General features: G+C 39.2%; 18 protein-coding genes and 1 other annotated feature. Of the genes, 14 read left to right on the forward strand and 4 right to left on the reverse strand.

The window, feature by feature from the left end:
* Window positions 1-9: 9 nt before the first annotated feature.
* Together hisG and G322_RS22540 are read right to left on the reverse strand one after the other, a co-directional pair.
* Window positions 10-906: an ATP phosphoribosyltransferase gene (gene hisG, locus G322_RS0100255; protein WP_022939802.1), complete on the reverse strand. Its 897-nt coding sequence runs from the start codon at window positions 904-906 to the stop codon at window positions 10-12.
* A gap of 242 nt (window positions 907-1148) precedes the next feature.
* Window positions 1149-1273, reverse strand: a sequence feature (His leader region).
* A 128-nt stretch (window positions 1274-1401) separates the two neighbouring features.
* Window positions 1402-1572 (reverse strand): DUF2986 domain-containing protein, encoded by a 171-nt coding sequence (locus G322_RS22540; protein ID WP_022939803.1) that lies wholly within the window; start codon window positions 1570-1572, stop codon window positions 1402-1404.
* Window positions 1573-1777: 205 nt separating this feature from the next.
* Here G322_RS22540 and add point away from each other — a divergent pair, with 205 nt between their 5' ends.
* Both add and G322_RS0100275 read left to right on the forward strand, forming a co-directional pair.
* Window positions 1778-2779 (forward strand): adenosine deaminase, encoded by a 1002-nt coding sequence (add, locus tag G322_RS0100270; protein WP_022939805.1) that lies wholly within the window; start codon window positions 1778-1780, stop codon window positions 2777-2779.
* Window positions 2780-3178: 399 nt separating this feature from the next.
* Window positions 3179-3409 (forward strand): hypothetical protein, encoded by a 231-nt coding sequence (locus tag G322_RS0100275; RefSeq protein ID WP_022939806.1) that lies wholly within the window; start codon window positions 3179-3181, stop codon window positions 3407-3409.
* Here G322_RS0100275 and G322_RS0100280 read toward each other — a convergent pair.
* Window positions 3387-3770 carry a nitrous oxide-stimulated promoter family protein gene (locus G322_RS0100280; protein ID WP_022939807.1) on the reverse strand — a complete coding sequence of 128 codons (384 nt, stop codon included), beginning with the start codon at window positions 3768-3770 and terminating at the stop codon, window positions 3387-3389. The genes G322_RS0100275 and G322_RS0100280 overlap by 23 nt on opposite strands.
* 74 nt (window positions 3771-3844) lie before the next feature.
* On the opposite strand from G322_RS0100280, the gene yoaA reads away from it, so the two are divergent.
* The 7 genes from yoaA to G322_RS0100315 all read left to right on the forward strand — a co-directional run bounded on the left by yoaA (window position 3845) and on the right by G322_RS0100315 (window position 11114).
* Window positions 3845-5767, forward strand: a complete 1923-nt coding sequence (gene yoaA, locus G322_RS0100285) for a DNA repair helicase YoaA (RefSeq protein WP_022939808.1) — start codon at window positions 3845-3847, stop codon at window positions 5765-5767.
* Window positions 5768-5778: 11 nt separating this feature from the next.
* Window positions 5779-6513 (forward strand): tRNA (adenosine(37)-N6)-threonylcarbamoyltransferase complex dimerization subunit type 1 TsaB, encoded by a 735-nt coding sequence (gene tsaB, locus G322_RS0100290; protein ID WP_022939809.1) that lies wholly within the window; start codon window positions 5779-5781, stop codon window positions 6511-6513.
* Window positions 6514-6693: 180 nt separating this feature from the next.
* Window positions 6694-6993, forward strand: a complete 300-nt coding sequence (locus G322_RS0100295) for a hypothetical protein (protein WP_022939810.1) — start codon at window positions 6694-6696, stop codon at window positions 6991-6993.
* A gap of 30 nt (window positions 6994-7023) precedes the next feature.
* Complete coding sequence (locus G322_RS0100300; RefSeq protein ID WP_022939811.1) at window positions 7024-7809, forward strand: hypothetical protein; 786 nt, start codon at window positions 7024-7026, stop codon at window positions 7807-7809.
* 72 nt (window positions 7810-7881) lie between these two features.
* Window positions 7882-8892, forward strand: a complete 1011-nt coding sequence (pyrD, locus tag G322_RS0100305; protein ID WP_022939812.1) for a quinone-dependent dihydroorotate dehydrogenase — start codon at window positions 7882-7884, stop codon at window positions 8890-8892.
* A 56-nt stretch (window positions 8893-8948) separates the two neighbouring features.
* Window positions 8949-9503 (forward strand): cell division protein ZapC domain-containing protein, encoded by a 555-nt coding sequence (locus G322_RS22080; RefSeq protein ID WP_022939813.1) that lies wholly within the window; start codon window positions 8949-8951, stop codon window positions 9501-9503.
* A 225-nt stretch (window positions 9504-9728) separates the two neighbouring features.
* The gene (locus G322_RS0100315) at window positions 9729-11114 is read left to right on the forward strand and encodes a sodium-dependent transporter (protein ID WP_022939814.1); all 1386 of its coding nucleotides are present in this window, start codon (window positions 9729-9731) and stop codon (window positions 11112-11114) included.
* Between the two features lie 131 nt (window positions 11115-11245).
* Here G322_RS0100315 and G322_RS0100320 read toward each other — a convergent pair whose 3' ends face one another.
* Window positions 11246-12394 (reverse strand): methyltransferase, encoded by a 1149-nt coding sequence (locus tag G322_RS0100320; protein WP_022939815.1) that lies wholly within the window; start codon window positions 12392-12394, stop codon window positions 11246-11248.
* 107 nt (window positions 12395-12501) lie between these two features.
* Here G322_RS0100320 and G322_RS19560 point away from each other — a divergent pair, with 107 nt between their 5' ends.
* The 5 genes from G322_RS19560 (at window position 12502) to G322_RS0100345 (ending at window position 17015) form a co-directional block, all read left to right on the forward strand.
* Window positions 12502-13560, forward strand: coding sequence for a glycosyl hydrolase family 18 protein (locus tag G322_RS19560; RefSeq protein WP_169337452.1), 1059 nt, complete (start codon window positions 12502-12504; stop codon window positions 13558-13560).
* 58 nt (window positions 13561-13618) lie between these two features.
* Window positions 13619-14212: a PhnA domain-containing protein gene (locus G322_RS0100330; protein WP_022939817.1), complete on the forward strand. Its 594-nt coding sequence runs from the start codon at window positions 13619-13621 to the stop codon at window positions 14210-14212.
* Window positions 14213-14335: 123 nt separating this feature from the next.
* Complete coding sequence (locus G322_RS19565; RefSeq protein ID WP_022939818.1) at window positions 14336-14758, forward strand: DUF3302 domain-containing protein; 423 nt, start codon at window positions 14336-14338, stop codon at window positions 14756-14758.
* Window positions 14758-15720: an HlyD family secretion protein gene (locus tag G322_RS0100340; RefSeq protein ID WP_022939819.1), complete on the forward strand. Its 963-nt coding sequence runs from the start codon at window positions 14758-14760 to the stop codon at window positions 15718-15720. Before G322_RS19565 ends, G322_RS0100340 begins: the two co-directional genes overlap by 1 nt.
* Before the next feature lie 77 nt (window positions 15721-15797).
* Window positions 15798-17015: a cation:proton antiporter gene (locus G322_RS0100345; protein WP_022939820.1), complete on the forward strand. Its 1218-nt coding sequence runs from the start codon at window positions 15798-15800 to the stop codon at window positions 17013-17015.
* The last annotated feature ends 41 nt before the right edge of the window (window positions 17016-17056 follow it).

Raw genomic sequence — 17056 nt, forward strand, 5'->3', positions numbered from 1 at the left:
ACATGGTTTTTACTCCATCATTTTTTCAATAGGCAATACTAATATTGAGCTTGCACCTAATGCTTTTAGTTGTTCCATTGTTTCCCAGAAAAGGTTTTCTTTACTGACTACGTGTAGTGCAACGTGATCATCACTGCCCGCTAAATCCATTACAGTGGGTAGATCAGAGCCGGGTAATAAATCGGTGATTGCTTGTAGATTTGCTTTAGGTGCGTTGAGCATAATGTATTTAGATTCTTTCGCTGTTTGCACGCCATCAATACGGGTTAAAATACGATCCACTAATACTTGTTTGTCACCTGTTAACGCTTCATCACGTTGCATTAAAACAGCCGTTGAGCGGTAGATAACTTCAACTTCTTTAAGACCATTTGCTTCTAAGGTTGCGCCTGTTGACACAAGGTCGCATATCGCATCAGCAAGACCTGCGCGAGGGGCAACTTCAACAGAGCCCGTTAACATACATGAAGTGTAAGGGACGTTTGCCTCTTCCATAAAACGTTTTAGAATATGAACATAGGTGGTCGCTATACGCAGACCAGAAAGTGATTGCACACCTTGATAATCAAAGTCGTTATCAACCGCAAGTGAGAAACGACAACCACCAAAGTTAAGTGCTTTTACTACTTTGTGGGCAGTTGGCTCACCAGCGACAGCGCGCATCATGGTCTCTTCTTCTAATACATTTTGACCAATAAAACCAAGATCAACAACACCGTCCATAATAAGGCCCGGAATATCGTCATCACGTACACGTAAAATATCAATGGGCATATTTTCGCTGTGGGCAATTAAACGTTGGGTGTTTAAATTCACCTTGATGCCACATGCTTTTAATAACTTAACGGTAGCGTCACTTAAACGGCCTTTTTTCTGTATTGCGATTCTTAAACGTTGCTCTGACATTGTCATTTTCCTTGCTGTGAGACCAATTATATTTAATGAACGATCAATTTTACTGGTTAAAATGGGTTACTTCTGCGTTGGAAGTTTTGTCAAGGGAATAACCATTAAAGAATTAAAGTCTTTATTTTAATTCTACCGATAGAGGATTACATCGTAATCGCTCGAAAGGTCAACTTCCGCTTTAAATTAACTCATTTTTCCTGCGCAATATTTTCTCATAATATTAATATAACTGGCCTAAAACTAAAAAACCCTCGGGAGACTTAACTTCCGGGGGTTTATATTTGTTGGTTACCACTGGAAGCACATAAAAGTTCTTCCAAGAATAAAAATCCTGAAAGATTAGGTAATATGATGGTGGTACTGTGCTTTCAGAATAACTTTCTTCATGGTGTAAATAATCTCTTTGTTTAATTGTCGCTAGAATATCAATCTCAGCCTTAAAAGTGAACTGTTTTTTTTACAATTTAAAGAATAGTTATGCAGTTATTATGACTATTCAGTTATTTCTGATGGCTTCTCATTTTTCTGTTCGTTTTCTAGCGCTTCTAATTTGGCTCGCTCTGCTTTTGAAACATACTTACCTTTGTTGCTAGGTGCTTTTTTAGCATTCATTTTTTTAATGCGGGCATTAAAAATTTTATTTAGTTTTTTCTTGCGGTTCATTATTTATTTCCTAGCATTTTAAAGAGGGGCATTGTAAAGCTCTGGTGATGAAATACAAGTCTCTTTGGAATTGACAATAGCACCCCCATATTTTGTAAGTAAGTTATTATTTTGCTATAAAATAGGTTAAAACCGTTGTTTACACCCACAATAAGCGTTGCTTGCTCGATTATACTGTATGCATAATTCATTAAAGGAATAGATCATGATAACGAAAAACTTGCCACTTACTGACATCCACCGCCATCTTGATGGTAATATTCGAGTTCAAACTATATTAGATCTGGGGCAAAAATTTGCATTAGAGCTGCCCGCTTTTACGGTTGAATCGTTACGTCCTTTTGTACAAATTGTTGAAGCAGAGCCAAGTTTGCTTGCATTCTTATCTAAATTGGATTGGGGCGTGGCTGTGTTGGGTGATTTAGATGCGTGCCGTCGTGTGGCTTATGAAAATGTTGAAGATGCAAAAAATGCACAAATAGACTATGCAGAATTACGTTTCTCCCCTTATTACATGGCGATGAAACACAACCTACCGATTGCGGGTGTGGTTGAAGCGGTGGTAGATGGTGTACAAGCGGGTTGTCGTGATTTTAATATCAAAGCAAATATGATTGGTATTTTAAGCCGTACTTTCGGCCAACAAGCCTGCTCACAAGAGCTAGCAGGTTTACTTTCTCAAAAAGATAACTTAGTGGCGATCGATTTGGCGGGTGATGAATTAGGCCAACCGGGTGAATTGTTTGTTAGCCACTTTAAACAGGTACGTGATGCGGGTTTGCAAGTCACCATACATGCTGGGGAAGCCGCAGGTGCGCAAAGTATGTGGCAAGCCATTAATGAGTTAGGCGCAGTGCGCATCGGGCATGGCGTAAAAGCAATTGAAGATAAAAAACTGATGGATTATTTAGTAGTGCATAAAATTGGTATTGAATCTTGTATTACCTCGAACATTCAAACCAGTACCATTAGTGACATTAAAAATCATCCCATTAAAACCTTTTTAGAGCATGGTATTTTAGCGTCTATCAATACTGACGATCCTGCCGTTGAAGGCATTGAATTACCTTATGAGTATGAGGTTGCAGCACCAAATGTAGGGTTAACACAAACGCAAATTCGCCAAGCACAAATTAATGGCTTAGAAGTGGCTTTTTTATCAGAGCAAGAGAAACAGGCGTTACGTGAAATAGCAAAAAGCCGATAATAGTTAAGTATTTCCTTTTTTTGCCGATAAACGTTATATACCCGTTATCATTCAAGGTGCAAAATTCAGCAAGCTGTGAGGTGAACAGATTCTAGGCAGAAAGTTGAAGGTCTAACGGGTTCAATCGATGCTTTCTAACAACGAAGGTGTTTGCCTCAAAACTTGCCCTTCGGGTCGTCAGCTCGAAAACTAATTCAGCGTTGCAGTATTTGATAAGGACGAGCCATTAAAGAATGAAAGTCTTTTATTTCATTCTACCGGCAGAGGATTAACGTCTTTTTGTTAATCTCTCGTAAGGTCATCATACTACGCCTTGCCTTAGTGTCCGAGCTGACGACTGAATAAAGCACTTTGATTGGTAACGGGTATCAACAAAGTATTTATCGGTAGGAGAGGGTTATGAGTCAACATTTGATCACCCAATTTATCAATCGTAGTTATGTTTTTAAGCCTTTTAATGATGCCAAATTGGTTAACCATAAGCTTAAAAAGTATCAAGCGTCTAATCGGCACAATAACAGCTCTCCTGAAGATGTGGCAGAGAGCACTCATATTCTGCAAAAAATAAAAATCAAAGAAAAAAAAAGTGTAGAGGATGAACAAGGATCTAACATAGATGTGATGGTTTGAGTTTTCTTAAATGACGATTACTCTGTTGCATTGGCACTTCACTTGGCACGGCTCTTTTTTCTGCATGCAGGTGTTTAATAGCCAAAATAGGGTGGTGGATTAACATTCTTGGCCCAGCGTAACGCATAATGGTGCGCGCTTGCTCACGTTGCATGGGTTTGTAGCAATGGATAGGACATTTGTTACAGGTGGGTTTACTTTGACCGTAAGGACATCTATCTAACTTCTCATTCGCATATTCAAGAAACGCAGTACATTCTGCACACTCTCCCTGTTTTTTATGAAATGTTTTACAATAGATTTTAACCATTGCTTTAATGGTTTTAAATTCAAGCCCAAGCAGAGAGGGTAGGTCAACCATCAATTTTAATCCTATTAAATTACATTTATTACAGTAGAATACAGGCAATTAATCCGTCATCAAGAGTAACCCGTTTGATCTCCTCTTTTTTTTCACCATCAGGTGCGTTAAGTCAAATATTACCCCATTTTATTGCCCGTGATGCACAGGTTGAGATGGCAGAAGCGGTTGCGTCGGTGATTAAAAGTAAACAACCGTTAGTGGTGGAAGCTGAAACGGGGACGGGTAAAACTTTTGCATATTTAGCACCTGCGTTGCTCTCCTTTAATAAAGCGGATAGTTCAAAAATCATCATATCCACGGGCAGTAAAGCGCTGCAAGAACAACTCTATATTAAAGACTTACCGTTGCTGATAAAAGCAACCGAATTTACCGGCACGGTAACGCTACTTAAAGGGCGCAGTAACTATCTGTGTAATGAACGTTTAAGCCGTTTTATGTTAGAGAGCAAACATAAAGAGAAAGCGTTACAGATTGAGTTAGTAAAGATAAAAAACTGGTCACTTTCAACGAAAACAGGTGATATTGCTGAAATTGAAAATTTAGCTGAAGATGCCTTTATTATCCCTGCCATTACCAGTAACAACGATAACTGTTTAGGCCGAGAGTGCCCCAGTTTCGATGATTGTTTTATTGTTAAAGCACGTAAAAAAGCGATGGATGCAGATTTGGTGGTGATCAATCATCATCTGTTTTTTGCCGACTTAGCGGTGAAAGAGACTGGATTTGGTGAGTTAATTCCTGAAGCGGGTACCTATATTTTTGATGAAGCGCATCAACTGCCCGATATTGCCAGTCTCTATTTTGGTGAATCGTTGTCAAGCAAGCAGTTAATTGAGCTCGCTAAAGATATCGATTTTGTCTATCGCACTGAGCTACGTGAAGCAAAACAGATATCAAAAGCTGCAGAGCAACTGCGTATTGCTGCGCTGGATTTTCGTTTAGCTTTTGCGATAGATAAAGGTACTGGCAGTTGGCGAGAAAAGTCACGAGAGCGTGTGATGCAATTACATGCACAACGTTTAGTGCAGGTGATGCATTTTTTAAATGATGTATTGATTGAACGACTCGGAAAAAGTGAGGTATTAGATCACTGTTTTGAGCGTTTAAATCAATTTACCTTGCTGTTTAAAAAATTAAATGATGTTAATGAAAGTGGCTTTAGTTATTGGTTTGATTGCACAAGGCAGCACTTCTCGCTCAATATTACCCCTTTAAGTGTTGCAGATCGCTTTCAATTAGAATGTCAGAAGAAACAGGCCGCTTGGATATTTACCTCGGCAACACTCTCGGTAAAAGGTAAATTTAACCATTTTACTGAATTGTTAGGGTTGCAAGATAGCCAATGTTTACAGCTTAATAGCCCCTTTGATTACGCCACCCAAACGTTGTTTGTAGTACCGCGTTTATTACCAGAGCCGGGAACCCCTGGACTTGCCAGTAAACTGGTCGAAACGCTTGCGCCTGTTATTCGTGCCAGTAAAGGTCGTTGCTTCTTTTTATGCACTAGCCATGCAATGATGAATCAGCTTGCGACGGGGTTTCGGCAAACACTGACCATGCCTGTTTTGTTGCAGGGTGAAAAAAGTAAACAAGCATTGCTTGATGAATTTATTGAACATGGTAATGCCTTGCTGGTGGCAACGGGCAGTTTTTGGGAAGGGGTCGATGTACGAGGGCAAGCGCTTTCTTGTGTCATTATTGATAAAATTCCCTTTAGTTCTCCCGAAGAACCATTGCTTAAAGCACGCATTGAAGATGCTATGTTAAAAGGCAAAGATCCCTTTTTTGATGTGCAGCTACCCCAAGCGGTGATCACCTTTAAACAGGGTATCGGACGTTTGATTCGTGCAGAGCAAGACAGGGGAGTACTGATTGTTTGTGATAATCGTTTAGTAACACGTAAATATGGTAATCTTTTCTTGAATAGTTTACCGTGCATGCCACGCACTCGCTCATTAGAGAATGCGATCACTTTCTTGAAAAATATTGATTAACAGGTTTTTAAATGTCTACAAAATTAAACATATTATGTGTTGATACATCAACGGAAGCTTGCTCTGTTGCTGTGTTACAGCACTCAGATACTGAGCAAGTTATCAGCGAACAATTTATGTTAGCCCCGCGTGAGCACACCACTAAAATTTTGCCTACGGTTGAAGCGGTGTTAGCAGATGCGGGCGTGGCACTCAGTGATATTGATATTGTTGCTTACGGGCGAGGCCCGGGTAGTTTTACGGGAGTGCGTATTGGCATCAGTATTGCACAAGGTTTAGCCTTCGGCATCGAAAAATCGATGGTAGGTGTATCAACACTACAAGCGATGGCGCAGCAAGCGTATAAAACAGAGCAAGTATCAGATGTTTATGCTGCTATTGATGCACGAATGGGTGAAATTTATTTTGCACACTACCAGTTAGCTGGCGAGTTAATGACACTGGTAAATGAAGAGGTGGTGATAAAACCAGCGTTGCTTTTAGCATCTGAGTTAACGGTTGTTGAAAATGCAGCGTTAGTAGGCAGTGGATGGGGCGCATATCCTGAACTTTTAGACTACTTTTATGAAGAGCGTAATGAAGGGCGCAATAGTGCACGTTTGTTAGATATTGAGTTCCCGTCAGCAACGTATATGCTTGAGCAAGTGATCAATGATGTAAAACAGGGGTTAACCGTATTACCAGAGCATGCTAGGCCTGTCTATTTACGAGATAAAGTAACATGGAAAAAACTACCGGGACGGTAAACACTCAGGCCGTTGCCATTTAAGCTTATGTCATCGTTGAAAAATGCTCATTTAGAGGATTAAACCGCACTTTTTGCCTTGACCTAAGCATAAATGGCTTAGCCCGGAACATTTACACTATTTTTTAGGGATATAATAAATTGTCTATGTTTATTACTTAAAAACACAATTGGAAAATAGATGGCAATTGTAAATAACAGCACATTTGTAACAAAACCACTTAACACAGTGAAGAGTACGACAGCGAAAAATGTCAGCTCTGCCAATGTGAGTGAAGTTGTACCTGTTGCTAAAAAAGCAAAGGCTGAGCAGTTTTCCATGATGCTTTCTGAAAAACAGAAAGACACTTTGCATCAAAGTCTCGGATATGACCAGCCAAGCTCAAAACAACTTGGTGCAGTGCATGCTTATATGCAAGTTGCAGCTCAAGAGAAGCGTGAAGCCATTATGCAAAGTATGAGCTTTCATTTTGTGGTTTAATTATTATCTTTAATTCGATAGGTCAGTTACATGTTTCGTACTCTTTTTGTATTATTATTTTCTCTCTCTAGTTTTCCCCTGTTCAGTGCTCCCTATAACGTCAATTTAAGCCCCTTACAAGCAGAGCAACTCGGTTTATTGATCTGGAAAAATGAGGGAAAACAAAAAATTCAACACTTGACGACTTGGAATCGTGGTGAAGACTTCCCTTCACTCGGACTTGGGCATTTTATCTGGTATCCAACCACGAAAAAAGGCCCCTTCAAAGAGCAGTTTCCGCAGTTAATTCAATTTATGTCAAAACAGGGTGTTGAACTACCTCAATGGCTAATTGACGCAGAGGTTGCACCATGGAAATCACGTGAACAATTTTATGCCCAATTTGATAAACCACCATTAACTCAGCTACGCAGGTTATTGAGTGAGCAATTAGCATTACAAGTGCGCTTTATTATTTTACGTTTAGAAAATGCGATTCCTCATATTATTGAAAGCAGTCGCCTTGCAGAGCAAAAAATAATTACCAGAAATCTACAACAATTAGCAACGCCAGAGGGGATCTTTACGCTACTTGATTATGTGAATTTTAAAGGAGAGGGGATCAATGAAAAAGAGCGTTACCAAGGAGAAGGTTGGGGGCTTAAGCAGGTTTTATTAGCGATGCCAGCGCATTATGAAAATCCACTGCGTAGTTTTGGCTTAGCTGCTGATGAGATGTTAACGCGCCGTGTTAAAAATGCCCCAAGAGATGAGTTTCGCTGGTTAAAAGGGTGGCGAGCACGCGTACATAGTTACCAGAATCTAAACTTAAAATAACTGATCCATTTTATGGATTTATCGGTACAATAGTCACATCATTTATCTCATTTATTTTAAAGGACATTATTTATGTTTTATCGCATTATGCGTAGTTTTTTATTCCTACTCAATCCAGAAAAAGCCCATGATCTCTCGATTAAGCAACTTAAAATGACCCATGGTACGGTATTAGATCTTTTCTACCGTCAAAAAGTACAGCAACGTCCAGTAACTGTAATGGGGCTTACCTTTCCAAACTCATTAGGACTTGCCGCTGGCCTTGATAAAAATGGTGAGTGTATCGATGCTTTTGGTGCAATGGGATTTGGTCATATTGAAATTGGCACTGTTACACCAGTAGGACAACCGGGTAATGAATCACCACGCATATTTCGTGTTTTAGAGTCAGAAGGTATTATCAATCGCATGGGGTTTAATAACCTCGGTGTTGATAATCTAATTAACAATGTTAAAGAGAGTAACTTCAAAGGTATTATCGGTATTAATATTGGTAAAAATTTTGCAACACCTGTTGAAGATGGAAAAAATGATTACCTTTTATGTATGGATAAAGTTTATAACCATGCGGGTTATATTGCCGTTAATATCTCTTCGCCCAATACGCCCGGATTACGCTCATTGCAATATGGTGAGGCGTTAGATGACCTATTATCGTCACTGAAAATACGTCAAGCAGAGTTACATAAAAAACATGATAAATATGTGCCTATTGCACTTAAAGTTGCGCCCGATTTAAGTGATGAAGAGATAGAGTCCATTGCTAAGTCACTGCTTAAATATAAAGTTGATGGGTTGATAGCAACCAATACCACCTTAGATCGTGAAATGATCAAAGGTATGTCACATGCAAGCGAAGCGGGTGGTTTAAGTGGTCGTCCATTGCAGAGTAAAAGTACACTGGTGATTAAAAAGTTTGCTTCACATCTTAAAGGTGAAATTCCAATTATTGGTGTGGGTGGAATTGATAGCGTGATCGCGGCAAAAGAGAAGATAGATGCAGGCGCAAGCTTGGTACAGATCTACAGTGGTTTTATCTATCAAGGCCCACCACTCGTCAAGCAAATTGTAAACAATATTTGATTAAAATATAAACAAGGTTTATTATTTTAGATCTTCTAATTAACGTCGGGTGAAATATGGATTTTAGTCCAAAGTCCAATTGGCAATGGGTTTTCGATAAACAAAGAGCCCTATTAACACTGCAAATGGGGGATTATCTTATCGATATCTCCTATAAAAGTAATATGCTGGTGTTACCTGACGATAAACCTATTCCCTTTACTGTTGATGATGTTGCTCGTTATATGCAACTTTTTGAAAGTCTTGCCTTTAAAGAGTACGAAGCAGCGTTTTCCTGCAACATTATATTACATATTTTAGCCATTGAACTGTTTCATAAACCTATCATGCCTAAAAGTTGGTTATTTACTAATAATAGTTCCCCCGTAGAGAGCGCTCTTGACCTTATGGCACATGTGAGCTTAACGGCAAAGAGCAGTAATGAATCGGCACATTACCTGGTATTAGAAGATGAAAAAGAGTTTGTTTTATGTATGTTAATGGATCAAGTTCATCAATTAACCCCTCGGAAATTTCTTAAACAATTTCAAATAATCAAGGTGACATCAGGTAAATTGAGTTTGATAAAAACAGCCGATGAAAATAACGGGTATTCTTTTCAAATTGCTTGAGGTCTCATTTAAAACTATTAACACTGCTGTAACAAATGCCACTCTGTGCGCATAAAAAATCACTTTAAACTCTGTATTTGAGTATTAATTCACTTTTGTTGTGTTTTTAGTCGTTTTGTGATTTTTTGTTTGTCATTTATTGGTAAATATACCATTCCCATATCCTTGAATTAATATCTTAAACTCTCTATAAAGAAGCATATTTTCTTAATTTAAAGGTTTTAAATGAATACTGAAACTCACGTTTCCAATCGTTGGTCAAATAAATACGCATATATTTTAGCTGCGACAGGTGCAGCTGTTGGCTTAGGTAACTTGTGGAAATTTCCTTACATTATGGGTGAGAATGGGGGTGGTGCTTTTGTATTAGTTTATATGCTTTGTATTCTGTTTATTGGTATCCCTGTGATGATGGCAGAAGTTGCCATTGGTAAGCGTGGGCGCTCTACAGCTGCGAATGCGGCCGCTATGGTATCAACCGAATCGGGTCACTCTTCACATTGGTCAATTATTGGTTCAATGGGGGTATTAGCCGGTTTCCTTATTTTAAGTTTCTATGTTGTTATTGCTGGTTGGGCAGTAGCTTACGTATTTTATGCCGGTACGGGTGAATTTAGTGCTGCAGCCGCTAACCCTGCAACTAATGCAGAAGCGATTGGTGCATTATTTGGTAACCTAGTAAGCAGTGTGCCAAATTTACTTATCTATACCACCATCATTGTTGCTTCTGTTGTTTACGTTCTCTCTAAAGGGGTAAAAGACGGTCTGGAAACAGCGGTCACTTACTTGATGCCGGCTATGTTTTTCTTGCTAGTGGGTATTATGATCTACTCATCAATTGTCGGTGACTTCGCCGCTGCATTTGATTTTATGTTCACTATCGATTTCTCTAAATTAACCATTGAAGGTGTACTGGTTGCACTCGGTCATGCTTTCTTCACGTTAAGTTTAGCGTCAGGTATCATGATGGTTTACGGTGCTTACCTGCCTGAAGGTGTATCCATTGCTAAAACCTCTATCATGATCGCCTTTGCCGATACGCTTGTTGCACTGATTGCAGGTCTTGCTATCTATCCAATCGTATTTGCACACGGTTTAGAGCCAAGTGCGGGTCCTGGTTTATTGTTCCAAGCGCTACCAATTGCGTTTGGTTCAATGCCAATGGGCGATGTGGTAGGGACATTGTTCTTTGTGATGGTAGTTTTTGCAGCCTTTACTTCTGCGATTGCACTGCTTGAGCCAGCTGCTGCTTATTTAGTCGAGCGCCAAGGGTTAACCCGAGGTAAAGCAGCTATCGTAGCGGGTGTTGCAATTTGGCTATTAAGCTTATTAACTATCTTTTCACTGTCAGGTGCAGAGTGGACATTGTTACCATTTATGGGTGATGGTAAAACTATCTTTGATGGTTTAGATTATTTAACGGCTAATATCTTATTACCGTTAGGTGGTTTGTTAATTTCAGTGTTTGTGGGTTGGTTTATGAAAGATGAATTTGTAAAAGAGGAGTTTAATCTTTCTGATGGTCAGCATAAATTTGTAATGTTCCTATTACGCTTTGTTGCACCCATTGCGATTATCTTTGTATTTATCAATGCAATTGGTTTGTTTTAAAATAAACTGATTTGCTAATTTCAACACCGCTTGGCGAAAGTTAAGCGGTTTTTTTATGTCTGTATTTCCCCGTATATCAGGCATAAAAAAAGCAACTATTTGAGTTGCTTTTCTGTCTTAGAGCAGGAAAACTAGTCCATTTTCACTGCGCGTAAAATAACAAACTTTTTGTTTTCGGTCACTAATTCACAGTTACCAAAAATACGCTCTAGCTTGTCTTGGTAATCAAGATGACGATTACCCACAATGATCAATTCACCATTATCTGCTAACGCGAAACGCGCTTCATTGAACATGCTCCATGCAATGTGGTCTGTAATCACTTGCTGCTGGTGGAAAGGAGGATTGCAAAGGATAAGGTCGTAGCTACCGCCTTTAAAACCAAGTAGACCATTGTTCACTACAAAACGTGCGTTATCGCTACGCTCTTCTTCAAAGTTTTTAATGACGTTAATACGTGCAGAATCCACCGCCATGAATGACTCATCAATAAAAGTAACATGTGCATCTGGGTAAGTTTCCATTGCAGTCATGCCCACAACGCCATTACCACAACCTAAATCAACTACTTTTTCAAAGTTGCCTTCAGGTAAGTGTTCCATTAGGTAACGCCCCCCAATATCTAAATGGTTGCGTGAGAATACATTGGCATGGTTGTGAATTTTCCACTGCTGTGCTTCCATTTCCCACGTGATAGCAATCTCTTTTTCTGGGATAGTTTGGCGCTCAACAAGACTAAAAATCAAACGTGATTTCTTTTTAGCCAATGATGTTTTTGTACTGCCAATATATTTTTCAAACAACTCTAATGTTGAATTATGGATAAGATTCACTTTACCCGCCGCCACAATAATGGTGTCAGGCGAGATAACCGCTGCTAATTGTTGCAGTAAGTATTCAAGGTATGAGTTTGTTTTAGGGATTTTGATTAATACCACTTTTACATTCTCAGGAAAGTCCTGAAGACAATCCTGCAGTAAAATATTGTCTTCATTGCAGTTGTTGCGCTGCATATTCAGTTTAATAGAGCTCAATGAAAGGTATGAATCAGTGATTGTAGTGCGTTTTAAATCTTGGAAAAAACAGCTTAGTGCGCCAAAACCATCGTTAATAATCAACAGTTGACCATCGGAGCCTAACTGTTTTTCAAGCTCATTTTCAGTAAAATGGTTGATCAAATACTCATCAGCAGAATCCCATGCCTGTAATGTCTCTTTTTTATGTCTTGGATGGCGATGCAAAATTAAGTTTTGCTCCGCGATAGTTAATAGTTCGTTCATAGAATCTGCCTAAATTAAGGGGAAGAGTAAGTAATCTGTCATTTTAGCTTGCTTCCTCTTTTTAGGTAAGTAATATTATTTTTAATTAACGTTGCTGGGGAATGAATGTGCCATCTATTTATAAAAGCTTGCCATTATTATTGTTATTTGTTTTGAGTGGTTGTGATGACAACCAATTTACCGATGTGATTGGTGATCATTGGATTAAAGAGCCTGAAGTGTGCTTGGAAGATACAACGCCTGTCACCTTCAAAAAAGTTGCCTATTGGTCACCCGATAACGATGATCCAGATGCAAGCAGTGACAATTTAGAATTAGTACATTTCTCCTCTTTAACCCATGTTAATTATGCCTCTATCACGTTTAACGCGGATGCTACACTTAATACGCCTGAAGATATTGACCCGCTAGAAGATTTGGTTTTACTTGCTCACACACAGAGCGTAAAAGTGGCTATTTCACTTGGAAATGCTGATGATACTATTTTTAATAGTATTGCGAGTGATAAAACCTTAACGAAAACCTTCGTCAATAATATCGTCAATTTTATTGAAGAGTATGCGTTAGACGGAATTGATATTAACTGGTCAACAATTGACTCGGACAGCGAATCTGATCGTTTAAAGTATCTTCTTAAAAAATTATCTGATGAGTTAAAAGAGCAAGGCAAGTTCTTGAGCATGACCGCTCCTTCGGGGGAAGATGAGAAACTTGCAAATAAGCTTTCTACAGAAAATTTTCAATATGTGGATTTCATCAATCTACTCGCTTTTGATTCAACCAATAACGACTCGTTACACTCTTCAATGCAAGATGCAAAAGATGCGATTACTTATTGGACGCAGCGTTGTGTTATTAAAAATAAACTGGTGTTAGGTGTGCCGTTTTATTCACGTGGCAGTGCCGTGCAGAGCTATGATTATTTGATTCGTGATGATATTCGTTATGCTTGTGTGGATAAAAGCGAGCGTCGTGATTATAACGGTATTCCGACTGTTGTTGAAAAAACCAATTACGCACTGTTAAAGGCAGGTGGTGTGATGATGAAGTCGCTTGAACAGGATGTTTATATACGTCATAACGATGATGTTGATTTTAGCGAATATTCACTACTGAACGTGATCAATGAAACGGCATTAGGTAATCAAGTTACTGTTTGCCAGTGATTTAAAAGAGGAGTAAACTCGCCATTTTTTATTCATCAAACTTTTAAGGTATTAATTTATGCCCATTTTAGCGGCTCTTAAAGAGCGTAATAATTCTGCATGTGAGCTTTGTGCCACAACTGGCGAGCTTTTTGTTTTTGAAGTGCCACCAGCTAAAGAGCCAAACTCTGATAAGTCTGTATTAGTGTGTAAAACCTGCCAATCGCAACTTGATAAAGAAGCACCGATGGATAATAACCATTGGCGCTGTTTAAACGACAGTATGTGGAGTCAAGTGCCTGCAGTGCAAGTCACTGCGTTTCGTTTGTTAACACGTTTAGCGAAAACAGAAAATTGGGCGCAAGACCTGCTGGATATGTTTTATATGGAGGATGAAACTAAAGCGTGGGCGGATTATGGTGTGGATGCAGACAACATTGAAGAGGTAACACCCACGCGTGATTCTAACGGCACAGTGTTAGTGGCGGGTGATAACGTAACGCTGATTAAAGATCTTGATGTGAAAGGCGCGGGTTTTACTGCTAAGCGTGGCACACCGGTACGTAACATCTCACTTTTAGATAACCCTGAGCAGATTGAGGGGCGTGTTAATGGGGTACGTATTGTACTATTAACAACCTACCTGAAAAAAATGCCGCTATTTGAAGATTAATTGAGCAACATTCTCTTTTTAAAAGCCTATTTTGTGATTTGTATTGAAACTATCAGACAAATCATCCGATAGGTTTTTTTATCTGTCATACTTCTTTTTTATCTATTTTACATGGAGTTTTTTATGCTCGAATATATTGCCCTTGGCATCTTGGTGTTTGTCGCCTTAACCCTCTTTTATGGGATCATTGTAATCCATGATATCCCTTATGAGATTGCTAAACATCGTAATCATCCGCAACAAGATGCGTTGCACGTTGCGGGCTGGATCAGCCTATTTACATTACATGTACTTTGGCCCTTTTTATGGATCTGGGCAACGCTATATCGTGAAGACAGAGGCTGGGGCTTCTCTGAAAAAGGTATTAAGAGTGTCGATAACAGTGAAAATGAGAAACAGTTTGCCAAGCTGAATGAGCGTATTGAACAGTTAGAACAAAAACTACAAGCAAAACAAGAGAGCCACATTTCAGAGCAAAAAATATCACACGACTCATTCAGTGAAATTGAAAGTAATATCATTGCGGATCAAGAGGGAAGTAAATAATGGATTTAATATTAATATTAACCTATACCGCTATCTGTATTGCCATTTTTAAAATATTTAAAATTCCACTTAACAAATGGACGGTACCTACCGCTGTATTAGGTGGTGTGGTATTGATCGGTACATTGATCATGTTGATGAATTATAACCATCCCTATTCAGAAGTGACTCGTAAGTATTTTGTCTCAACGCCTGTTATTCCTGCGGTGCGTGGTAAAGTGATTTCGGTAAATGTAGAACCGAATACCCCGATTAAAAAAGGGCATCTGTTATTTAGCATTGATCCTATTCCTTTTCAAAATAAAGTCGATTCATTAAGTGCGCAACTTGTCTCTATCACCTTAGATTATAAAAGAGCGGTGGAGTTAAGAAAGAGAAGGATTGGTAAACAGCGTGATGTTGATATTACTAAAGCGAAAATGGATGATCTCACTGCGAAATTAAGTGATGCACAATACGATTTAGATCGTACTGAAGTACGTGCCGCCAGTGATGGTTATGTTACCCATATGTTGGTTTATCCTGGGCTATATGTGGTGCCGATGCCACTGCGTCCTGCGATGGTATTTGTACAAGAAGACTCTTTTGTTTACGTAGGTTGGTATCGTCAAAATAGCTCAATGCGTTTAAAAGCAGGGTTTGAAGCTGAAATTGCGTTTGATGCACTGCCGGGTAAAGTATTTACAGGTGAAGTTATCAAAGTATTACCCGTGCTCGCGGAAGGTGAAGTGCAGGCGAATGGTGCGATGCTGCACCTTGGTTTGAGAGGACTGATTCCTGGGCGAATCCCTGTACAAATTAAGATCACCGACCCTCGCTTTGCTGATTTAGCACAGTATGTCCCGGGTGGATCTTATGGTCAAAGTGCAATCTACTCTGACAGTTTTGAACATGTTTCCATTATGCGTCGAATTATATTACGTATGTCATCGTGGATGAGCTACTTCTTTCCATTCCACTGATCGTCACTATTTAAGTAATTATCTAATCAAAAGGCGAGTTAACTAACTCGCCTTTTTTATATTTTTAAGGAAAAATGATGGCAGAGCATAGTGTGATTTTAACCATTGCAATATTGGTGTTAGCTTATGGTTATATATCGAAGGTATTAACCCGTTTTAATATCTCTGGGCCAATGGTTTTTACGGGGTTAGGATTATTAATATCACCATTATTATTAAATATTTCAACCCTGCAAGTAGATGCTGAATTTGTCACCATTATTGTAGAGCTTGCTTTGGTATTAGTCTTATTTAGTGATGCTGCACTGCTGGATCTAAAACTACTGCGTCAATCATGGCGCTTACCGGCACGATTATTATTGATTGGTTTGCCCATTACCATTATTGCCGGGACATTTGTTGCACAGTTAATGTTCCCTAATGAGCCTGCGATTTATATGCTACTGCTTGCTTTGTTATTAACACCAACAGATGCAGCCCTTGGTAAAGCGGTGGTTTCCGATCCAATGGTACCCGCAAAGATACGTTCAACCATTAATGTTGAAAGTGGTCTGAATGACGGAATTGTTTTTCCGCTTGTTATTACGGTTGTCGCAATGATTGTCAGTGGTCTAACGGGTGATGGTGAAGGTGGTTGGATGGGTTATGTGCTGAAGCAGGTCATATTTGGTGCATTAGTCGGCGCGTTTATTGGTTATGTTGGCACCAAATTAACACAGTTTTCTGTTAAAAAGCAGTGGATGCAATCAAGTTATAAAAATCTGATCCCTATTGCTTTAGCGATACTCGCTTTTTATCTTGCTGAAGTCTTTCATGGTAATGGTTTTATCGCTGCTTTTTTTGCGGGCTTGTATGCGGGTAATACCAGTGCTCCGATGCGTGAGCATATTGAAGAGTTTGCTGAAAGTGAAGGTGAGTTTTTAGTCTTGGTTAGTTTCTTTCTATTTGGTCTGGCATTTGTACCGGTCACTTATCAATTTATTAACCTCAATATCATCATATATTCACTCCTTAGCTTAACGCTACTGCGTATGTTACCTGTTATTATCTGCTTAATAGGAGCAAAGCTTGATGGTAAAAAGATCGATTTTGCAACGATGAGCTTTATTGCATGGTTCGGGCCAAGGGGAATCGCTTCTATCTTGTATGTGCTGATTGTGGCACATGAGGTAGGCGGTATTAAAGGTTTTGAAACGATCTATGCAGTGGTCACTGTGACCGTATTAATGAGCATTGTGGCACATGGTTTAAGTGCTTTGCCGTTGGCAAGGTGGTATGGGAAAAAACATAACTAACCGAAAATAGGATGTTAATTTTAGTGTTTTCATAAACTAAC

The sequence above is a fragment of the Psychromonas hadalis ATCC BAA-638 genome, from assembly GCF_000420245.1.
Lineage (GTDB): Bacteria > Pseudomonadota > Gammaproteobacteria > Enterobacterales > Psychromonadaceae > Psychromonas > Psychromonas hadalis.

Bases quoted from the DNA above. Each gene is read 5' to 3' on its own strand.
- hisG (WP_022939802.1), bottom strand. From the start codon at position 906: ATGTCAGAGCAACGTTTAAGAATCGCAATACAGAAAAAAGGCCGTTTA.
- G322_RS22540 (WP_022939803.1), bottom strand. From the start codon at position 1,572: ATGAACCGCAAGAAAAAACTAAATAAAATTTTTAATGCCCGCATTAAA.
- add (WP_022939805.1), top strand. From the start codon at position 1,778: ATGATAACGAAAAACTTGCCACTTACTGACATCCACCGCCATCTTGAT.
- G322_RS0100275 (WP_022939806.1), top strand. From the start codon at position 3,179: ATGAGTCAACATTTGATCACCCAATTTATCAATCGTAGTTATGTTTTT.
- G322_RS0100280 (WP_022939807.1), bottom strand. From the start codon at position 3,770: ATGGTTGACCTACCCTCTCTGCTTGGGCTTGAATTTAAAACCATTAAA.
- tsaB (WP_022939809.1), top strand. From the start codon at position 5,779: ATGTCTACAAAATTAAACATATTATGTGTTGATACATCAACGGAAGCT.
- G322_RS0100295 (WP_022939810.1), top strand. From the start codon at position 6,694: ATGGCAATTGTAAATAACAGCACATTTGTAACAAAACCACTTAACACA.
- G322_RS0100300 (WP_022939811.1), top strand. From the start codon at position 7,024: ATGTTTCGTACTCTTTTTGTATTATTATTTTCTCTCTCTAGTTTTCCC.
- pyrD (WP_022939812.1), top strand. From the start codon at position 7,882: ATGTTTTATCGCATTATGCGTAGTTTTTTATTCCTACTCAATCCAGAA.
- G322_RS22080 (WP_022939813.1), top strand. From the start codon at position 8,949: ATGGATTTTAGTCCAAAGTCCAATTGGCAATGGGTTTTCGATAAACAA.
- G322_RS0100315 (WP_022939814.1), top strand. From the start codon at position 9,729: ATGAATACTGAAACTCACGTTTCCAATCGTTGGTCAAATAAATACGCA.
- G322_RS0100320 (WP_022939815.1), bottom strand. From the start codon at position 12,394: ATGAACGAACTATTAACTATCGCGGAGCAAAACTTAATTTTGCATCGC.
- G322_RS0100330 (WP_022939817.1), top strand. From the start codon at position 13,619: ATGCCCATTTTAGCGGCTCTTAAAGAGCGTAATAATTCTGCATGTGAG.
- G322_RS19565 (WP_022939818.1), top strand. From the start codon at position 14,336: ATGCTCGAATATATTGCCCTTGGCATCTTGGTGTTTGTCGCCTTAACC.
- G322_RS0100340 (WP_022939819.1), top strand. From the start codon at position 14,758: ATGGATTTAATATTAATATTAACCTATACCGCTATCTGTATTGCCATT.
- G322_RS0100345 (WP_022939820.1), top strand. From the start codon at position 15,798: ATGGCAGAGCATAGTGTGATTTTAACCATTGCAATATTGGTGTTAGCT.